17 protein-coding genes are annotated in these 18,456 nt (G+C 54.7%); 5 read left to right on the top strand and 12 right to left on the bottom strand.

The genetic code is table 11. The annotated features are described in order from the left end of the window. Positions 1 to 100: 100 nt before the first annotated feature. Both OLTU_RS25415 and OLTU_RS25420 read left to right on the top strand, forming a co-directional pair. Positions 101 to 883, top strand: coding sequence for a metallophosphoesterase family protein (locus tag OLTU_RS25415; RefSeq protein WP_141735538.1), 783 nt, complete (start codon positions 101 to 103; stop codon positions 881 to 883). Between the two features lie 60 nt (positions 884 to 943). Beyond that, the gene (locus tag OLTU_RS25420; RefSeq protein WP_141735539.1) at positions 944 to 2,131 is read left to right on the top strand and encodes an SRPBCC family protein; all 1,188 of its coding nucleotides are present in this window, start codon (positions 944 to 946) and stop codon (positions 2,129 to 2,131) included. A gap of 195 nt (positions 2,132 to 2,326) precedes the next feature. Here OLTU_RS25420 and OLTU_RS25425 read toward each other — a convergent pair whose 3' ends face one another. Beyond that, entirely contained in the window at positions 2,327 to 2,545 is a 219-nt protein-coding gene (locus OLTU_RS25425) for a hypothetical protein (protein WP_141735540.1), read from the bottom strand. Positions 2,546 to 2,702: 157 nt separating this feature from the next. Between OLTU_RS25425 and OLTU_RS25430 the strand changes: the two genes are divergently transcribed. Then, the gene (locus tag OLTU_RS25430) at positions 2,703 to 4,823 is read left to right on the top strand and encodes an ATP-binding protein (RefSeq protein WP_176736955.1); all 2,121 of its coding nucleotides are present in this window, start codon (positions 2,703 to 2,705) and stop codon (positions 4,821 to 4,823) included. 8 nt (positions 4,824 to 4,831) lie between these two features. Here OLTU_RS25430 and OLTU_RS25435 read toward each other — a convergent pair whose 3' ends face one another. The 3 genes from OLTU_RS25435 to OLTU_RS25445 all read right to left on the bottom strand — a co-directional run bounded on the left by OLTU_RS25435 (position 4,832) and on the right by OLTU_RS25445 (position 7,258). After that, positions 4,832 to 5,248 carry a response regulator gene (locus tag OLTU_RS25435; RefSeq protein ID WP_141735542.1) on the bottom strand — a complete coding sequence of 139 codons (417 nt, stop codon included), beginning with the start codon at positions 5,246 to 5,248 and terminating at the stop codon, positions 4,832 to 4,834. A 95-nt stretch (positions 5,249 to 5,343) separates the two neighbouring features. Next, positions 5,344 to 6,030: a hypothetical protein gene (locus OLTU_RS25440; protein WP_141735543.1), complete on the bottom strand. Its 687-nt coding sequence runs from the start codon at positions 6,028 to 6,030 to the stop codon at positions 5,344 to 5,346. Between the two features lie 49 nt (positions 6,031 to 6,079). Then, positions 6,080 to 7,258: a matrixin family metalloprotease gene (locus OLTU_RS25445; protein ID WP_141735544.1), complete on the bottom strand. Its 1,179-nt coding sequence runs from the start codon at positions 7,256 to 7,258 to the stop codon at positions 6,080 to 6,082. A gap of 139 nt (positions 7,259 to 7,397) precedes the next feature. Between OLTU_RS25445 and OLTU_RS25450 the strand changes: the two genes are divergently transcribed. Next, on the top strand, positions 7,398 to 8,216 hold the full coding sequence (locus tag OLTU_RS25450) for a helix-turn-helix domain-containing protein (RefSeq protein ID WP_141735545.1): 819 nt from the start codon (positions 7,398 to 7,400) through the stop codon (positions 8,214 to 8,216). 11 nt (positions 8,217 to 8,227) lie between these two features. On the opposite strand, the gene OLTU_RS25455 is transcribed toward OLTU_RS25450, so the two are convergent. The 3 genes from OLTU_RS25455 to OLTU_RS25465 all read right to left on the bottom strand — a co-directional run bounded on the left by OLTU_RS25455 (position 8,228) and on the right by OLTU_RS25465 (position 12,696). After that, positions 8,228 to 11,416, bottom strand: a complete 3,189-nt coding sequence (locus OLTU_RS25455; protein WP_176736957.1) for a DUF2341 domain-containing protein — start codon at positions 11,414 to 11,416, stop codon at positions 8,228 to 8,230. A gap of 118 nt (positions 11,417 to 11,534) precedes the next feature. Next, a complete protein-coding gene (locus tag OLTU_RS25460) occupies positions 11,535 to 12,392 on the bottom strand; it encodes a glycosyltransferase family 2 protein (RefSeq protein WP_176736958.1) in 858 nt (285 codons plus the stop codon). A 22-nt stretch (positions 12,393 to 12,414) separates the two neighbouring features. Next, entirely contained in the window at positions 12,415 to 12,696 is a 282-nt protein-coding gene (locus tag OLTU_RS25465) for a DUF2795 domain-containing protein (protein WP_141735547.1), read from the bottom strand. Between the two features lie 202 nt (positions 12,697 to 12,898). Here OLTU_RS25465 and OLTU_RS25470 point away from each other — a divergent pair, with 202 nt between their 5' ends. After that, positions 12,899 to 13,231, top strand: a complete 333-nt coding sequence (locus OLTU_RS25470; RefSeq protein ID WP_141735548.1) for a BON domain-containing protein — start codon at positions 12,899 to 12,901, stop codon at positions 13,229 to 13,231. Between the two features lie 70 nt (positions 13,232 to 13,301). On the opposite strand, the gene OLTU_RS25475 is transcribed toward OLTU_RS25470, so the two are convergent. From OLTU_RS25475 to OLTU_RS25495, 5 genes are read right to left on the bottom strand one after another with little or no spacing between them, the layout of a single operon-like run. Further along, positions 13,302 to 14,297: a glycosyltransferase family 2 protein gene (locus OLTU_RS25475; RefSeq protein WP_218110260.1), complete on the bottom strand. Its 996-nt coding sequence runs from the start codon at positions 14,295 to 14,297 to the stop codon at positions 13,302 to 13,304. Next, entirely contained in the window at positions 14,290 to 16,044 is a 1,755-nt protein-coding gene (locus OLTU_RS25480) for a carbamoyltransferase family protein (protein ID WP_141735550.1), read from the bottom strand. The genes OLTU_RS25475 and OLTU_RS25480 overlap by 8 nt, the downstream gene beginning before the upstream one ends. Beyond that, positions 16,010 to 17,113 carry a lipopolysaccharide heptosyltransferase II gene (gene waaF / locus OLTU_RS25485; protein WP_141736866.1) on the bottom strand — a complete coding sequence of 368 codons (1,104 nt, stop codon included), beginning with the start codon at positions 17,111 to 17,113 and terminating at the stop codon, positions 16,010 to 16,012. Before waaF ends, OLTU_RS25480 begins: the two co-directional genes overlap by 35 nt. Before the next feature lie 13 nt (positions 17,114 to 17,126). Next, complete coding sequence (locus OLTU_RS25490) at positions 17,127 to 17,711, bottom strand: D-glycero-alpha-D-manno-heptose-1,7-bisphosphate 7-phosphatase (RefSeq protein ID WP_141735551.1); 585 nt, start codon at positions 17,709 to 17,711, stop codon at positions 17,127 to 17,129. 14 nt (positions 17,712 to 17,725) lie between these two features. Next, the gene (locus OLTU_RS25495) at positions 17,726 to 18,448 is read right to left on the bottom strand and encodes an SDR family oxidoreductase (RefSeq protein ID WP_141735552.1); all 723 of its coding nucleotides are present in this window, start codon (positions 18,446 to 18,448) and stop codon (positions 17,726 to 17,728) included. Positions 18,449 to 18,456 lie beyond the last annotated feature (8 nt).

An 18,456-nucleotide genomic window follows, 5' to 3' on the forward strand; every position in this document is an offset into this window, starting at 1 on the left:
TGCAAATCCCTTGCCGCTTTTCCTGTATGTGATTCAGTACAGTTGTTTTCATGACATCCTTTTGCAACTATAAACGTCCACTGCTGTTGCGGAGGAATCTATGAATGCCCGCGATAAAGTTCGACTCGGAGCCGTTGCTGATATCCACTGCACCAAAAATTCCCAGAACATGCTGCGTCCCCTTTTTGAAAAGATGTCGGAAGAGGTCGATATCCTGCTTTTATGCGGTGATCTGACCGATTATGGTCGACCTGAAGAGGCTCATGTCCTGGCCGGAGAGCTGACGGCCGTGGACAAGCCCATTCTTGCCGTGCTGGGCAATCATGACTACGAATCGGGTCATGAAGCGGAGGTGACTGAAATACTGAGAACGGCCGGCGTGAATGTTCTGGATGGCGATGTTTGTGAAATCGACGGCATAGGTTTTGTGGGAGTCAAAGGCTTTGGAGGAGGTTTCGGTCGCGCCGCTCTTGAACCCTGGGGAGAGAAGGCCATCAAACGCTTCGTCCAGGAGTCGATCAACGAAGCCCTCAAGCTCGAATCCGCCCTTGCGAGGCTGAATACCGCTCATACCGTGGTTCTGCTCCACTATTCACCGATTGAGGCCACCATCGAAGGGGAAACTCCCACGCTCTATCCTTATCTGGGTTCGAGCCGGCTGGAGGAACCCCTGGCTCGTTATCCTGTTACCGCCATCTTTCATGGGCATGCCCACAAGGGCAGTCCGCAGGGCTATACGCGCAATGAAGTTCCTGTGTATAACGTCGCCATGCCCCTTCTCAAACGACTTTTCGAGGGACAGGCGCCGTTTCGTATCCTGGAGCTTTCCCTGACACGACATGCCCGCACGAGCTACGAGCAGCCGTCCGAGGGCCAGATTTAGGGATCAATCATTGCATCATGGTATCTGTCAAAAAACGGACAGAAAAGGAGAAGTTCCACCATGAAAAAACTGAGTGCAATGATAGCAGGCGCGAGCCTGGGCGCTTCTGCTGTTTATCTTTTCGATCCCGTCCTGGGCAAGCGGCGCCGTGCGCTGCTGCGCGACCAGGCTCGAGGCAGTACTAATGACGTCAGAAATTTCTTTGATATTGCCATGCGCGACTTGAAACATCGGATCATCGGAGTCGCGGGTGACATTCGCTACCGGACGCGTGGCCGTCATGTCGATGACAAAAAGCTGTGTGCGCGTGTTGAATCCAAGATGGGACGTTTCGTATCGCACCCGCGAGCGTTGGAGGTGAGCGTCGCATCCGGTCTTGTGACCATGCGCGGCCACATCCTGGAGCATGAGGTGGCACCCCTGCTCAGTGCGCTGGAATCGATTCCTGGGGTCAAGGGCGTGCGCAATGAGCTCACGGCTCACTCGCGGGCGGAAAACTTTCCCGCTCTCCAAGGCGGGATTGAACGGACCGGAAACCGGCCCGAGATCTTCCAGGAAAACTGGTCGCCGGCAACCCGCTTGATCTGTGGGGCCGTGGGGGCGATGACGGTCATGAAAGGTTTGAATCGCTCGCGTTTCGCGGAAGGAGCCTTGCTCGGCACGGGCCTGCTCCTTTTGAGCCGCAGCATAAGCAACCGTCCTCTGCTCCAGCTTCTCGGAGTCAGAAAAAGCGGTCGTGGCATCGTGCTGCAAAAGCACCTCAACGTCTATGCTCCCGTTCAGGAGGTCTTTGACTTTCTGCGTGAACCCATGAATTTTCCGCAGGTCATGCGCAATGTTCATGAAGTCCGCGACCTCGGAGAGGGACGCTCGCACTGGTCGGTGCGGGGGCCTGCCGGACGTGATATCACCTGGAATGCGCGGATCACACGCCTTGAACCCAACCGGTTGATTGCGTGGGAAACCGGGCAGGATTCCCAGTTGATCCACTCCGGTTTCATTCGGTTTGAGCCTGTGTCGGATGCAGCGACCCGTGTCATGGTCCAACTGGTCCTTCATGCGCCTGGCGGCATCGTCGGACAGGTGGCAGCATCGGCCTTGGGTGCCAATCCCAGGAGCGAGTTCGAATCCGATCTTTTGCGGCTCAAGACTTTTCTTGAAACGGGAAAACCGGCCCACGATGTGGCAACAAAGCAAAGAATCAAACAAAACCCAGAGATCAATGCCAATCTAACCGCGACGCGCTAGAAACGCCGGACAAGCACGCGAGCTCCTGGACTCATGCCGCATGGCCCAGGAGCCTCTGCTGGCCTCATCCAACCTGAACCCTGATCCATGCCTGAGCCCGCTTCCTTAAGCAGAAATACGGAGCAACCGCCTCGCTACACCGTCTTATCAAAATCCAACAGGACAAAGCCTGAAAATTCCAGGGGAAAGCTCGTATTAATGATTGGGTTCAATCAAACGATGGTACTTCTTCAAAATCAGTCTGGCCTCGTCCGGGTTGTCCGGAAATATTCTGCCGTCCCGCAGCGCCTCGGCACTGGCTTCCATGATGTCGTCCACATTGTTCACATTCTTGGCATGAATCTTTAGCCAGTTGCTGAGTTCATCCCAATGATGGGGTTTGCCATCGGCATAGGCACGATCAATGATATCCATGGCTTTTTCCTCCCAAAACAAACTTGTGATGAAGCCCTGCAATACCAGTACCGGATTTGGGATATTTCAAAATTGCGAGTCGCGAAGGCCATTATGTGTAAAACAACCCATTTCCGGCTATAATAGCGCACAGGACCCCAACAGACAGGATAACAGCATGCAACTTCATCCCTATTTGAAGTCCTATTTCCTCGCGGAAAAATTTCCACCCGCACGCCGCTGGAACGTGGGCATGACGCGTGTTTTTACATGGTGCGCCGTGTCCGGCTTTCTCATTCAAACCCTGGCGTCATTCGCCTTCCTGAAAAACAATTTCCTGGGGATCTTCTCGCTGGGTTGCGTGGCCGTGATGCTTCTGGCGATCAAGCTCAATGATCAAGGTCGAACCAAACCTGCGCGCATCATCCGCATGGTCGTCGCTCTGATATTTTTTGGGTTCATGACGGCCCATACCGGGGGCCTTCAGTCGGCCTGCTTTTATTGGGGGGCCGTCTTTGTCCTCGGCTCCATGTTTTCCTTTGGCAACGCTTCGGCCGTGCCCACCATGCTGGCCATTACCGGCCTGGCAACTTATCATTATCTCAAGGACTTTGATCATTTCTATTTCCTTCAACTCCTTTCCTCTCTTTCCTTCATTTATTTCCTGTCTCTGCTGTTTGATCGCCTTTCCAAACACTTCATCAGCTATGCGGAAACCCAGAAGAAAAAAGCCGAATCGGCCCGCGAGCAGGCGGAAACGGCCCGTCTCAACACCAAGAGCATCCTGGAATCCGTCAATGAAGGCATACTCTCCATCCTTCCCAGCGGCGTGATTGATAACGTGGAATCACCCTACTTCGCCCGACTGATCGGCCAGGAACCTTACGTGGAACGGACGATCAAGGAGGTTCTTCTGGACCGCCTGCAGATTAGCGCCGATGTCAAGGATCAATGCTGGCAAACCATCCTCACTGTGGTCGGCGAGGACGAGTTGAACTTCTGGGCGAACGCCAGTCTCCTGATTGCATCAGCGACCTACTCTTCGGGAACGATCCAGCGGGACCTGCGGCTGAAGTGGAGTCCGATCATCGAACAGGGCTCGGTCATAAAATTGACCCTGGCCGTCGAGGATATTACCCAGCAGAAACTCCGCGACAAGGAGCTGGATCAAAGGCGCTCGGAACTCGCCATGATCGCTCAGCTTCTGGATGTCAACGAAGATAGGGCCCGGGCCTTTCTCATGACCGCCGAGCGCCTGCTTCACGAAAATACGAGGTGCCTGGAAAAGGACTCGCTCAACCATGAGGATATTCGCATCCTCTTCGTCAATTCCCATACCGTCAAGGGAGCCGCGCGCACCCTGGGTTTCAACCAGCTCAGCCCGTTGATTCATGAAGCGGAAGAGCAGTATCAGAAGATTCTGAAGCAGGGCGCACCCATCAATAAAACCCTGCTCAAAACGCAGCATGGCCTGGCTCTTGCCATGCTGCAGCAATACAAGGACATCAACTACGGCCGCCTCAAGCGCAGTGAGTCCAGTGGCCAACAGCACCTGACCATCGAGCGTTCCTTCCTGGAACAGTATCATCAGGTGGTTGTGGATGCCCTGCATTCCATTAATAGCAACAGTCTGTCCCTGGATGATTTTGCCAATTTCCTCAAGGATCAGAATCGCCAGCTGGCCGGCCGCATCTTCGACCTGCTGCCCAGCATCTTTCAAAGTTATGAGCCCGCACTGCAGCGTGTCGCGGAAAGCCTCGGCAAGCCGAAACCGAAAATCGTGGCCGACCTGCCGGATGTCGCCATTCATCCGGATATCCGCTCGGTGCTGGACAACTGCATGACCCACATCATTCGCAATGCGATCGACCATGGGATTGAAACACCGGAAGAGCGCAGGAGCAAGGGCAAACCCGAAGTCGGCCAGATCCAGGTCAAAGCCAGGGAGCAGGAGGATTCCATTGAACTTTGGATAGCCGACGACGGCCGTGGCCTTGCCATCGATCGTTTGCAGCAAAGGGCGATGGATCTCGGGTTGGGCCCGAATTTACCCACTCAGGATGTTGCGGAATTGATCTTCAGAAGTGGCATCTCGACCAGTGCGAAGGTCACGGAAATCTCGGGGCGCGGCGTGGGCATGGATGCCGTCCATCGCTATTTCAGCGAGATCGGTGGCAACATCGCGATCGAGCTGCTGGGGGCGTCGGAACCCGGTTATCAAAAGTTCGCCTTCCGGATAAAGCTGCCGCGCAAGATCAAACGAAGCCCGCAGCAGGCCGGAAAATCCCAGGTCGCCTGAAGGAATGCCTAGAGCACCGGCTTTCCTGAAGCGAGCGAGGCGATGTTCAAAAAGCTCGGAATACGCAGCGGCTTGTCCACAAAGAACGTGTTCGACAGTTGAGCGGCATCTTCGCGAAATGCTTCTGAATAACCGGAAATAAAAATGATGGGGGCGGCGTTGTTCAGCCCCTTGCTTCCGCGCAGATGTCTGGTGAATTCCAGCCCATTCAAGGCCGGCATCTGAATATCGGCGCAGATCAGGTCAAATTTTTCTTGCGAACATTTCTGCAGAGCGTCGCGGCCATCCTTAGACCGAACGATGTGAGCGTCTGGAAAACCTTTCAGAAGATTGGCTTCCAAATAGTCAAGGAAGTCCGGCTGGTCGTCTATGATCAGTATATTCACTACCCATCTCCTCTCTCGCACCCTTGCTCCGATCAGCATATTTTAGCAGGTAGGACGCAAGTTTCAAAGACATGGGCTTCCAGGCGGGTTTTACGGGACTTCGGCGACCCGAATGCGGGCCGCCTGCAGGACTCTTACTCAACATCCTCATACACATAAACAGGAATATCGCAGCTTCTCTTCGGTCCATTCAAGGTCAGAAGAAGAGCATCGAAATCCTGAGTTTCGTTCAACTCAAATGTATCGCTGCCGGTTTTCTTGAGAGGGACAACCTGCTCGGCATCGTTCCTGAGGCGCACGCTCTGGATTTCAATGCCGCGACAGAAATCAGGAACATCAAACTTGATGCGGTTGCTCTTGAAGTTCTGGACCAGCTGAATTTCCAGGTCCTTGGCAAAGCCGCCGTCATAAGGCAGATAACCGGCATAGACCTCCCTTTGTTCCTTGACCTTGGTCAGGATATTCAACTCGCAGCGTTCGAACTGATACGAATACTGAGTCAGGTTAAAACGAATCATATCAACCTTCTGATTGCTGTGGGCAAAATAACCACCGTTTTCATGTGTGGTCTTCTGCCAGGCGGATGAACCCTCGTACTTCACGGAAACAGCCGTGGCTGGGATTTCAGGACAGGAAGGGCTTACCGTGAAGAGTACGCGAATGGGATTCATGGACTTGGGCTGGGCCAGTTTATAGTCGAAATAACTGGTGCCATAGGGAACCTGCATCATAAACTTTGTGTGCAGCTTATCATGTGCCGCTTCCGCCCAACTCACCTGACTGACGAGCAACATGAGACTGGCTAACAATTGAACTTTCATCGATCCATCCTCCTTGATCCTGTACTATTGATTTGGAGACAATCTCCACCTAGAACCCTTTGATGAGATCCATGTAGTAAACGCCGTTGAATTCCGTCATGATCCTGAGGTCATTCAGCAAGGGACTGTCCTGCCGTGGATCCAGCACCAATCCGAGCCAGCGTTCGCCTCCTGTCTGGGCATGCACGTAGCGCCCTTTGATATTGCGCACAACATACGAGGGCAAAAGAGGATAGTCGTTCTTGCGAATGACGGTCTGCGCCTCGGGAATCCAAAACGTCATGGCCGGCCGACCTTCCTTGCGTTCCTGCATGAAATAAATCGTACCGATGCGGACAGGCTGCATGGACTGCTGAACATTGGGGGCTGTCCAAATTTCCAGAGATTGATCACGAAGCCAGGTGCCAAAGCATAGCCAGTTCTGAGGAAGGCCAAAAAACATCTGCAGGGTCTGAAGCGTCGACGTCATCGTTTGATAGCAGTTGAGTTCCGGAGCATTCTGAGGCTGCGCATGAATCTGAAAGAAGGCCTTCGATCCAAGGTTCGAACGGAGCAAATTCAGATGCCGCTTCTGCAGAATGAATTCCACAAAGCCATAGGACATGATATTGCGGGGCGAGGGCGTCTGGCCTGTGTGCTGGAGCCCAAAGACGTGTCCCAGCTCATGCACCAGGGTCCAGTACAGCAGAACCTGATCATGTCCACTCCAAGGGTCTTCCGTCAGCTCATAGCCCTGGATGGTACTCAGGCTTTTCTCGGGAGCCAGATAAAGGAAACCTCGGGCCCGCAAATTCTTCTCATCGTATTGGGTGCGCACAGCGAGGGACGCATAGGTCGCATACGATTTGATTTCCTGCTTTTGAGCCGCCGTGAGATAGCCCACCTGCAGGACGAGATCCACAGGGGCCGCGGGATCCTTCGGGCAGGGTATTTTCACAAAGGTCTGGGTTGATATGATGACATCGGCCGTGGCGAAGTTGGTGAAGGAAAATTCATGCTGCCAGTAGGCGACAGCTTTACGAAAGGCGCGATCGACCTGCTCTTCGCTGAGCGAAGTCTGACTTTCATCGATGCTGATGCAGTAGTGGACGGAATCCGTGTTATGCACGAACCAGGCGTTGTTTGCATCCCGGAACAACCCGCCCCCGCCGCTGCTCCAGGCGGCTGAAGCGTCCCAGGACCAAAAGGCCAGTCCCATGATCCAACTCAATTGAAAAAGGCGAGACATATCGAACTCCCCATCCAGCGCGCATCAGCAATGATTTGAACTTCGAGTCAGTTTTAGATATCAAACTGTGAAATGTAAATTGCCTTGTAGGCAACATGGGGACGAATGTTGCATAAAAAGCAAAACTTAAGGTTAACATATGGATATTTTTGTATTTTCTTGCTACCGCACCATCATAAAGAATCTGGTGGCGCAACAGAGGAAGACGGATCCTTCCATCACCTATCAGGATTTGTCGCAATCGATGCGGGTGACAAAATCCCATCTATCCCGCGTGATTCATGGCCGCGCGGAACTCAACTATGATCAGCTGTACCTGCTCTGCAAGTATTTCAATTTGAAAGCGGATGAGTGTGAGTACCTCAGGCTCCTCGTGGAGCTGGAACGGACGGCTCTGGCGGAGAGACGCAAAATTCTGCAGAACCTTATCAAGGAAACACAGCGTGAAAAGATGCAGACCAAAAGGCACATTTCCGCAGGGCCCATACCCGAAGCGAATATGATGTCCTATTACCTGGATCCCCTTCACCAGATTGTGCATGTCGCCTTTGCCATTCCCCGTTACCAGGACAACCCACGCCTCCTGGCTGATGATCTGGGCGTGCCCTGGACGCAATTGGAACGCATCATCAGGCAGCTGGAAGAGATGCGACTGATTCAAGCGGATCAGAACCGGGTCAAGCTTCTCATCGAGGATCTGCATTTGCCGAGGGAATCCGTATTCTACCGTCCCTGGATCAGCCAAGTGAAACTGATGAGCCTGCAGCGTCTGCAACATAATGAAGGCAAGGACGCCTATGCTTTTTCGGTGACGTTTTCCGCCGACGACGAATCGCGGAAACAGATTCTTGGCAGGTTTTTGGATTTCTTGAAGGGGACCGAGCAGAAGGTAAAAAGCGCTGCGCAGGAAAACGTCTATCAGATGTCGTTTGAACTTTTTTCCTGGACCCAGCCGTAAAAGGAAAGTGATCAGTATTCCTCGACCATAAGGTAATAGACATGAGTGTCGACCATGTACTTGTAATCAGCCTCGATTCTGGCGGCGCTCATGACTCCCGAATAAATGCGAATCTCGTCCATATACCCATTGAAATCCTTATGGGTCCCGGAGGTATCCCAAAGGACGCCGAAGCGATTGAAAGGAGTGGACTTAAAGCCCGACTCCGACGACCCGGATCCGTTCAGAACGCCATTGATGTAGAACGCTATCGCGCCGTTCGACTCATTGCGGGTGATCGTCACATGCCGCCAGGTGCTGTCATTCACGACAAAGTCGCTCTTTACTGAACCGTTATCCCCTGCAGTCACCCCGATACGACCGGTATCGTCAAGCCAGCCATACTGAATATCGTTCGGGGTTCCGTTATGCTCCACCCCGGTCAAAGCTGGTGAACTCCAGCCGATATTGGAACCTGTTTGCGCGGTTTTAATCCACGCTGAGAATGTCGCCGTTCGTCCCAGGATGGGAGCCAGGTCATAGCCATTGATTTCAATATGGTCCAACGTTCCCATGAAGCCGATGCTGTTCCCGATCGGTCCCTGCAAACTTTTTGGGTTGGCCATGGCCCGACCATGACGCCCATTGGAGGTGCTATCCTTGAATTGAGGCGCCACCTGTATGGGCGACTCATTCAGATGCCAGATGCCTGCGTAAGCCGACCAGAGAGTGGAGGCCTGTTCCACTGAACTGGCCGCCGCGTTACCGAAATAAAGCTGGATCGTGCCGCTGGACGAGCTGGCAGGAATCTCATCCACCCGCACCCAAATCAATGAAGTTCCGCCCGGGATCCACTCTTCAATTTGATGCGGAAGGACCGTGGAATCCGAGCTGTTGATGAAGCGAAGGTCCGACCCGTCGGCCTTGGCCTGGGCATAAGGAAAGCGCTCCGGTGTGAGTTTGATCAGGACCGGCTGATTGGTGAAGGTCGTCGACTGATCACTGTTATCCAGCTGAATCCACAAGCGATAGGGCCAGCCTGAGTTCCACCATGAGCGGGAGCTGACCACCTGAACCGACAGGTTTCCTGACGACAGACCACTGGATGAGGCCCGGATGTTGCGATTACCCGTTCGGGTTCCCTCGACATAAAACTCCGTACCCGTTTCATAGGCCGGTATCACTGTTGAATTGATGCGATCCGAGCAGACATTGTCGGCATAAGCTCTCATACCGGAGCCAAGACTGAGCGAGACAGAACGATTGCTCGTCGTGATAACTTTGACGTTACCACTGCTGGCAACATCCACCCGATATTTCATGCATTGGTTGACCCCAATACGGGTTGGTCCGGCCACCAAAAGTCGCGAGGGCGTGGAACCGACCGCCAGATTAAAATAGCCCGATTCATAGGTTCCGCCTGTCGCCACAAGGGTCAGACTTTGGTTGGACGTTGTGGTCTTGAAGTACATGAATATTTCATTGGCTGACGCCGGGAAGCTGATGGCGTTGATGGTTGAGCTGCTGCTGCAGCTGTTGGAATCATGAAATGATCCCGTTCCATTATTCACGTCAAGACTGATCGTAGCTGTGACTGGAGCCTCGATAAACTGGTCCAATCCATCGGTCAGCTTCAGAGAGACCGGCACACAGGTGTTATAGGGTATACCCGATGGCGCCACCCAAACAAGAGTGCGCCGGGCGATTTCAAGTTGGAATTCCGTCGTGATCGTCACACCCTGACTTTGGGCCCGGACCACAAAGGAGCAGCGTCCGCCCCTGGACATGGATGGAGTACCCTGAAGCCGGCCTGTACTGGTGCCAATGGTTGGGATGGGGTTCCAGCTAAAGCCGAGACAGGTTGAAGCAGGGTCCAGGCTGTAGCTGACACTGGCGTTCGGATCAGGGTCGGTCGCCACAAAGTTTACGTCCAGACTTTCCCCTTCATAAATCCGCAGAGTCGGGGGCAGAATGGTCCATTCCGGACTTTCCGGGCGATCCAGGACATGGATGATCACATCGTGTGTGATCATACCGCCAAGGCTGGTGGCCGCCAGGGCCAGAAGACAGGTACCGACCGCAGCATCACGGGGGACGCCGTACACAAGTCCCGATTGATTGATGCTGAGGGTCGGCGACCAGCCCGGCCCGCAGGTGGTCCGGGTCGAATCGATGGAATAGTACACGGGATCGCCATTCGGATCATTGGCGTTGACCGTAAAGGACAGGGTACTGTCATCCTGCACGCTCTGGGTTCCAACAGTCTGCGTCCAGACGGGAGGACTATAGGATTGATCGCGCACGGTAAAGTCAACTTTGGGATCAGCAATGAAATAAAGCCCTGGCTTGATACTGATCGTGAGCGTCTCAAGGTCATCATAAGGATCATCAGGCAGAGCGCGCACATAAAAGGTAATCGCCGAAACGCCGTCCTGAAATTCCACTTCGCTCGGGATGGTCGTGAGATCCAGGACCGGCGTGGCCGTACCGGAGACTTCCAGAGCGACCTTCAGGGTACCGCGCGCGGGAAGGCCACGGCGTACTGTCACAGGTACAGTGGTGGTTGCGCTTTCCACAAATTGCGAGACGGTGGTGGCAAGGCCCACACTATAGATTTCAATCTGGAAATTGCGTCCCGCGCTTTTTTCCTGAATGAAAAAGCTGGCATTGGCATCGAGTGTATCCAGAATCTGGGGCAATTGCTCCAGGACCTTCACCGTCACCATGCGACCTGCGTCGCCTATGAATTGATTTTCAGAATGTAGGTTGGGATTGAAAGGCTGACCCGGCATGGGTTCAAAGAACTCCCCGTCGAGCGCAAAGCTGTCGATGAAGACCTTGCAGGACTGATCAAAACGATAGAGTTGAAAGGAATCCTGTGCGGCTCCCAGGCCGGATAAGGCATAACCGCTGGCGCAATTTTTTACAGAGAATTCGACAAAGGAGGCGGTCTGCAGACCAAAACCGGTCGGATCATTTCCTGTCAACGCAGCCCCTGACTGTGTGCTCAAACGAAGTTTAACTTCAAAGTCGGGCGCCTTTTCGGAAGCATCGTCAGCGAGGGCTTTGCGACCGGCGTTCTCTTCTTCACCTGCTGTTGCGGATGAAGTCGTGTTGGGCATGGGTCCAGGATTGCAAGCGACGACCAAAAGCAGCGCGAAGCTCGCTCCAAGTCTACGGATGCATTCCCGCGGGTTCACCGACAAGTGCCCAAAACTCATGATCTTCCCCCCGATTGGACAGTTATCGGCGGCCAGGGGAATTACATTAAAGGACGCCATTTTGTCAGTAATTATGGCATGTTATACGATTATTTTCGCTTCGGGAATATAGCCCGTTTCAATAAAAAGCTTTCCAAAGGGAAGAATCAGGGTCCGCGAATTGTTCGACCATTTCATCGAGAAGTGTCAAGGCATGACCATCCACCGTGCCCTGATCATTCAGGACGGTCGAGGGCAGCTCAGCATGCCAGGTGCCGGAGGGGATGATACCGCAGGCTCCGTAGCGCCGCATCAGGAGGTTTTGCACCAGAACATCTTCTCCGGAATGATAGCGGGGCAGGCGGGACCAGAAGTCGAAGCCGCCCACCTCCCGTAATTTCCTTCTATCGTAGAGGACGCAGGAGGCGACCCATGCCACCTTATAGCGCCGCGTCACACCCTTGGGAAGAGATTGCGCCACATGCCAGAGGTTGGCCGCGCGATGCAATTCAGCCCGCTCCCATTCCAGCGAGTCCGGTTCCACGACTTCAGGTTTGACCGGCCCGTCCCAGTAATCAATGCGCTGCTGGCTGGGACGCACATCATCGCGAAAGGAGAGGCCACTGGGAAAGGCGCCCACAAAACCACAGCGCTCTTCGCGGAGAGTCTGCAGCATTCTCTCCAGCACCCAGGGCTCCATCATCACATCATCATCGAGAAAAAGAACGGCATCGGCTCGCGCTTTTCCCAGAAGAAAGGCTCTTTGCTCAGCAATCCCCTGGGAGGGCACCCGATGGTACCATTCAATTGCGCCGCCGTGCGCTTCAATAAGGCGTCGGAGAGTCCTGATCACGGGCACGTCGGCGACCGGTGCCTGGCTTTGATCCGAAACCACCAGACGGATATAGGTCAAGGTCTGATTGGCAATTCCTGAGAGCGTATAAATCAGAGAATGAAGCCGATTCACTGTCGGCAGAAGGATGTCCACCGGCACCATGGTTTGTTTCCTTATGGGACGCTTATGTCCTGGCGCTCTCCTGTTCATCCTCCCGGCTCGAGCGACGACGACCACCACGGTCTTCCTCGTCCTGATCGCCGTGAACCTCACCATAGGCTTTCATGACGCTCACGGGCGAATCGAATTCCTCATCCGGAAACTGCTCGAGGAGATCGATGATGTCATCGGGAGCCTTATTCTTCCGCGCTGTTTCGATCAGAGTTTCTTTATCTGCGGGATAATCAATCCCTCCCAGAAAACTTTGGACATTGGCCGGCGATGTTCCAGACAGACCTCGTGTCATTGGGAATCCCCCTTTTTGTTTCAATTACTCTCAAACTATTACAAAAAACCGGCGGGAAAAATACTGGAGGGAATGCGCAGGCCGAGAGAGGCGATGAAGTCTCTTTTGTCTGAGCAAATCCATGGATATGTCCCTTGCGTTCGATAGCTTAAGCTTATATCCGTTTCGTCTTTGACTTATCTTGTTTTTAGGGAGGTCAACTATGGTAAACCGAGACACGCAAACAGATTCGGACATGAATCAGAACGCCGGGACCAGCGAGGCTGACGAACGCATCCGTAAGGAGGTCTATAAACTTCTTGAAGCCCAACCGCAGATTGATACTTCGAAACTCGAAGTTCGAGTGGAGAACGGTGAGGCCATTCTTGTCGGCATTGTTCAAAGTGAAGAACAGCGGACCATGCTGGAGGATCTGGTGGCATCCGTCCAGGGTGTGACCGATGTCCAGGACGCTCTTGATCTGGCCACGGATATCCGTGAGGAGGCGTCCCGCATCTCGCAGGAGGACCAAGGGCAGCCGTCTGCACCGATGTAACAACAGTCCAGGCCTCGGGTCGTAGGGCAGATTCCTGTCACCAGGTCCTGCCCTCGATGGCATTGCTGTTTCAAAGGAACAGCACGCGAAAGTGCAGAGCCCCGCGCAAGCGCCAGTAAATGGACAGCAAAGGAATCACCAGGGAGGTCACAATCATTTCGCAGATATGCTTCAGCTGCCGCGACGTATGAGCCAGGCGTTTCTGCAGAAAGCGAAGGGTCAGAGCCAGCCAGACAAAAAACGCCAGCCAGGCCAGCGGTTTGATGGAGAACACAAGACTGCCGCCGAGGACCAAAAGCGCCAGCAGAATTCCGTAATACAACCAAGGCGGATGAGCCTGGATCTTCTCTCCGTAAAGACGAGGATGTTTCTTATAGAGCAGAGCATTGAATAGGCTTTTTTTCTGCTGCCGAAGACTCACGCCCCAGCTGGCTGGCCTGACCGGATGCACCACCACTGCCGATGGAACGTGCTGCACCTTCTGGGGCGGATGCGACGCTTTCGAACATTCCAGAATGGAAAAATAGAGGTCGGAATCCTCCCGCCAGGCCGCTGTGAAACGTTCATCAAAACCACCGGTCCGCTCCAAAATGTTCCTGCGGCAAAAGCAATTGGCGGTGGCGAATTCAGCCCGACTGAGCCCGGCCGCATCCCACTCATAATCGGTGGGCTCAGCAGGCAGCGGAACGTCGATGTAACCCCACAGGGCCGCAACCGAGGGATCAGCAAAGGCCTTCCAACCCTCTTCCAGCCAGGCGCCGTCCGGGATCGTATCATCATCCGTGAAAGCGATGATGTCCGCCCGGGCTCTTTTCCAGCCGGCGTTGCGGGCCCCGGCGGGTCCCTGAGTCTGCACCACCGGGACGTAATGCACAGCGAAGGCACTCTGCTTTTGAAAGTCGAAGACTTCGTCATGCGTCGCGGCATCAGGCCCATCATCGGCAACGATCACCTCGAAATATTCAGGCGCCAGGGACTGACGTGCGAGGGCATCCAGACAGCGCCGCAGCATGTCCGGCCTCTTGTAGGTTGGTATGACGACCGATAGTTTCAAGGATTCAGACACCACGTGTTTCCCCCGATGCCATCCTGAGTTTCGTCACAATGAAGGAGCCCATCACCAGCACATCGAGTGGCGAGGTATAAAAACAGGCCACCGCATCAGCTGGCGTGCAGACGATAGGCTGCCCTTTGGTATTGAAGGAGGTGTTGATCAGAACAGGCACGCCTGTTTTCTGACCGAAGGCCTGGATAAGCTCATAATAGAGAGCATTTTGCTGAGTGTTGACGGTTTGAACCCGAGCCGTCCCATCAATATGGCAAACAGCAGGGATCAAAGGCGCTTTCTCAGGACGCACATCATGCACAAAGAGCATGAAGGGCGACACGTGAACGTTGAGAAACCAGGCCGAGGCCTCCTCTTCAAGGACCACGGGCGCGACCGGCCGAAAATCCTCACGATCCTTGATATCATTGAGCCGGGCCTGCATTTCAGCACGCAGGGGAGACGCGAGAATGGATCGGCTTCCGAGCGCGCGTGGTCCAAACTCCATGCGCCCCTGAAACCAGCCCACGATGTTATCGGCAATCAAAAGATCGGCCACGTCCTGAGCCAGGTGCTCCGATTTTCGGTAGCTCAACTTGGACCGCTTGAGCTGCTCTTCAATCGCCTCATCATCGAAGGCAGGCCCCAGGTAAACATGATCCATCCGATAGGATCGTTTCTGGGCCCGACGCTCTTTCCCATCAATCCAAAGGGCAGCGCCCAAACTTGTGCCGGCGTCACCGGCCGCGGGCTGCACCCAAACATCTTCAAAGGGACCATGATCACGAATTCTGGCATTCATCACGCAGTTGAGAGCGACGCCACCGGCCATGCAGAGATGGGGCAGACGCGTTTCCTGATGCAGCCAATGGGCCAGCTCCAGCACGGTCTCTTCCAGGACCTTCTGCAGCGAGTGGGCAATATCGAAGTGGCGTTCCGAAAACTCCTCGCCGCGCCTGCGCTCGGGCCCCAATCGTTCCACGAGCCGGAGCGGCTGCAGGCGATACTGCCCCTTTCCCGTGATTTGCACGATATCCCGGAATTCCTGCAGGTAGCGTGGCTTGCCGAATGAAGCCAGCGCCATCACCTTGTATTCGTCTGAGGAATGCAGAAAGCCGAGATACGTGGTGACCTCCTCGTAGAGCATACCCAGAGAGTGCGGCATGTGCACCTGGCCCAGGATCTCCATGGATACGTCCTTGCCGAATCCATAATTGGTGGTCGCCTGCTCGCCGCGTCCATCGAGGGTCATGACTGCCGCTTCGACAAAGGGAGAAGGATGAAAAGCACTGGCCGCATGAGCCAGATGATGCGGGACGAAGTGCCACTGAAAGGGACCATCAAAGCGAATGCCCTGAAACCGCTTCGCCAGGTGATGGGGAAAGCCTCCAGCCAGATGCCGCGGTGCATTCAGGATCGAAGACAGGAATAGACCCTCCCACACGGAGTCCCACTGCTCCGGCTTGGGATGGGCACTCGGTTCCATGGGCAGCACCAGACTCTGATCCTGCAGGCCGGTTTTGTTCCGCTGAAGCGCGGGGTCATAGGAATAGGCCACGTGCTCCACATCCTGGAGCCGGATGCCGGCCTCTTCAAGACAATAATGCATCGCATGGAAAGGCAATTCATAGGTCGAGAACGGAATGGGACGTTTGCCGTGCTTGATCCGAGTGAAACGTTCCTCTTCCGCGGCCGCAAGCACCTGGCCATCCTTCACGAGGCAAGCCGATGAGTCATGAAAGGCGGCATTGATTCCCAGTGTATACATGGCGTTGACTCTCCTGAAGTTCCTGTCTGAGTGAGAGTGCGGCGTCCACCACCTCGTCAACGCTGACGCCTCTCAAACAATGATTGTGACCATGGGGACAAACGCTCTTGAAACAGTTGCGACAAGGAACATCCTTGTTCAGGACCCGATGCGGGACCATCCAGGGCGTATGCTGCGGGTTGGTGAGGGCATAAAGATCGACCACGGGTGTTCCAACGGAGGAAGCGATGTGAACAGGGGCGGTGTTATTGGAAATCAAAAGGTCGGCCGCAGCGATCAGGCTGCAGAATTCGGCAAAATCGAGCGATCCAAAGAGTTCAAAAACTCCATCGTCCGGGAGCGATTCCTGCATCGTTTCCCAAAGGCTGCGTTCACTGGCGCTGCCAGTCAGGATGATTTGATAGCCTTCCTCTTCGACAAGCCGCCTGGCGACCTGGGAGAATTTTTGCGGAGGATAGCGTCGGGACGGAGCTGTGGCGCCCGGGTGCATCACGATCCAGGGTTTTGTGGGGTCCACTCCCAGCCGTTGACAAACCTGCTGCGCACGCTGCCAAGCTGCATCCGGAAGGTTCAGCTGCATACGCTCATCGGTGATCGTACAGCCAAGACTGGCGACCAGATCGAGGTGGCGTCTGACCTCATGACGAATGCCTTGTTCCGGTTCAATCTCCTTCACCCAGTGCGTGAGCAATTGGTAAGGGTTTTCCCGGCAATAGGCCGCTCGCAGCGGAATATCAGCCAGATGGCAGAGCAGTGCAGCTGGTAACGGGTTTTGACTGAAGACCGTGAAAATAAGGGCGGCATCAAATTGGTGAAGGCGCAATACCTCGATCATCTCGTGATCCACCTGGCTGCTCACCCGTGAGGGAGTCGCCTTCATCCAGGGCGCTTCATAGACGATGGTGTCATCCACCCCTTGCAGGCAAGCGGCGGCCTTCTGCCCTGCAGGTGATGTCAGGAGGGTGAGCGTACGATCCGGTTGATCCTCGCTGAGGCATCGCAAGGCCGGAGCTGTCATCAGCAAATCGCCCAGCGCGTCCAATCGAATGCAGAGTATGTTTTTTGCCATTTTCCAGGCGTTTTCATTGGGCCACACGCGTCTCCCCCTTCCGACCTGCAATATATCGGGCGGCTTCCACAAGACTGTGGGCCGTGTAATCCGGAACCCGCAGGGCTGAGCTGAAATCCCATTCCGTTTCATGACCATTGTTGATCAGGATCGCCCGGCATCCTGCGCGATGCCCGGCCTCCACATCGTGAAGGATGTCGCCGATAAACCATGAAGCGGACAGATCGATATCGAGTTCCCGCGCCGCTTTCAGAATCATGCCGGGCATCGGCTTGCGGCAGGCGCAGGACACGGCATAGGCTGGGATGCGCCCCGCCGGATGATGGGGGCAATAGTAAAATCCTGCCAGCGGAATGGCCGCCGGCCTGAGCTGGCGCTCGATTTCCTGATATACAGCCGCGAGAGCATCTTCCTGAAAATAGCCGAGAGCCACCCCGGACTGGTTGGAGATAAGACAGAGTTCGTAATCCGCCTGAAGCAGACACGTGAGAGCCTCGACAGCTCCTGGCACCAGCATGATGCGGCGCGGCTCCACATTATAGGGAACATCCTCGATCAAGGTCCCATCCTTATCCAGGAAAATGGCTCGCTTGCGCATGATTCACCGACTCTTCAGGGCCATGAGGTTTCCCCCATCGGCAGTACCATCAGTTCGGGAATCGTGGTTTCGCGCGGCATTTTCAGGACCTGAGCAATCGCCTCGGCGACATTCGCGGGATCCTGCAGAGTATCGACATTGATATCGGGGAAGCGATCCAGGAGGAAAGGCGTCCGCATGCCGCCACAGATCACGGCGGTCACCTTCACGCCCTGCGGTCGCGCTTCCGTGTGCAGAGCATGACTGAATCCCAAAAGACCCCACTTGCTCGCATGATAGGCTGAGGCATTGGGCCAGCAGCGTTTAGCCGCGGTCGAAATGATATTTATGATGTGACCCGCTCCCTGCTCACTCATGGCCGGCAGGACGGCCCGGGACAGCAGAAAGGGCCCGCGAAGATTGGTCTCCATAATATTGTCCCAATCCTCGGGCGTGAGTTCCTGGATGGAAACCGTGCGATCGACGCCGGCATTGTTCACAAGGACATCGATTTTTCCATACTCGGATAGAATGCGGTGAACGCCACTCTGAATTTGCTCATGGTTTCTCACATCAAGTTCCAACGGATGCGCATGCAGTCCGCGTTCCGTGATGGACGCCGCCGTTTGCCGGGCCTGCTCGACCTTGAAATCGCAGACCACCACCCGCATGCCTTCTTCCGCCAGTTTTTTGCAGGTGGCCTGCCCGAGTCCCTGTCCACCGCCGGTGACCATCGCGACCTTTTGCGTTCCTTGCATGTTCTCTT

This window comes from Oligoflexus tunisiensis (assembly GCF_001748245.1).
Taxonomy (GTDB): Bacteria; Bdellovibrionota_B; Oligoflexia; order Oligoflexales; family Oligoflexaceae; genus Oligoflexus; species Oligoflexus tunisiensis.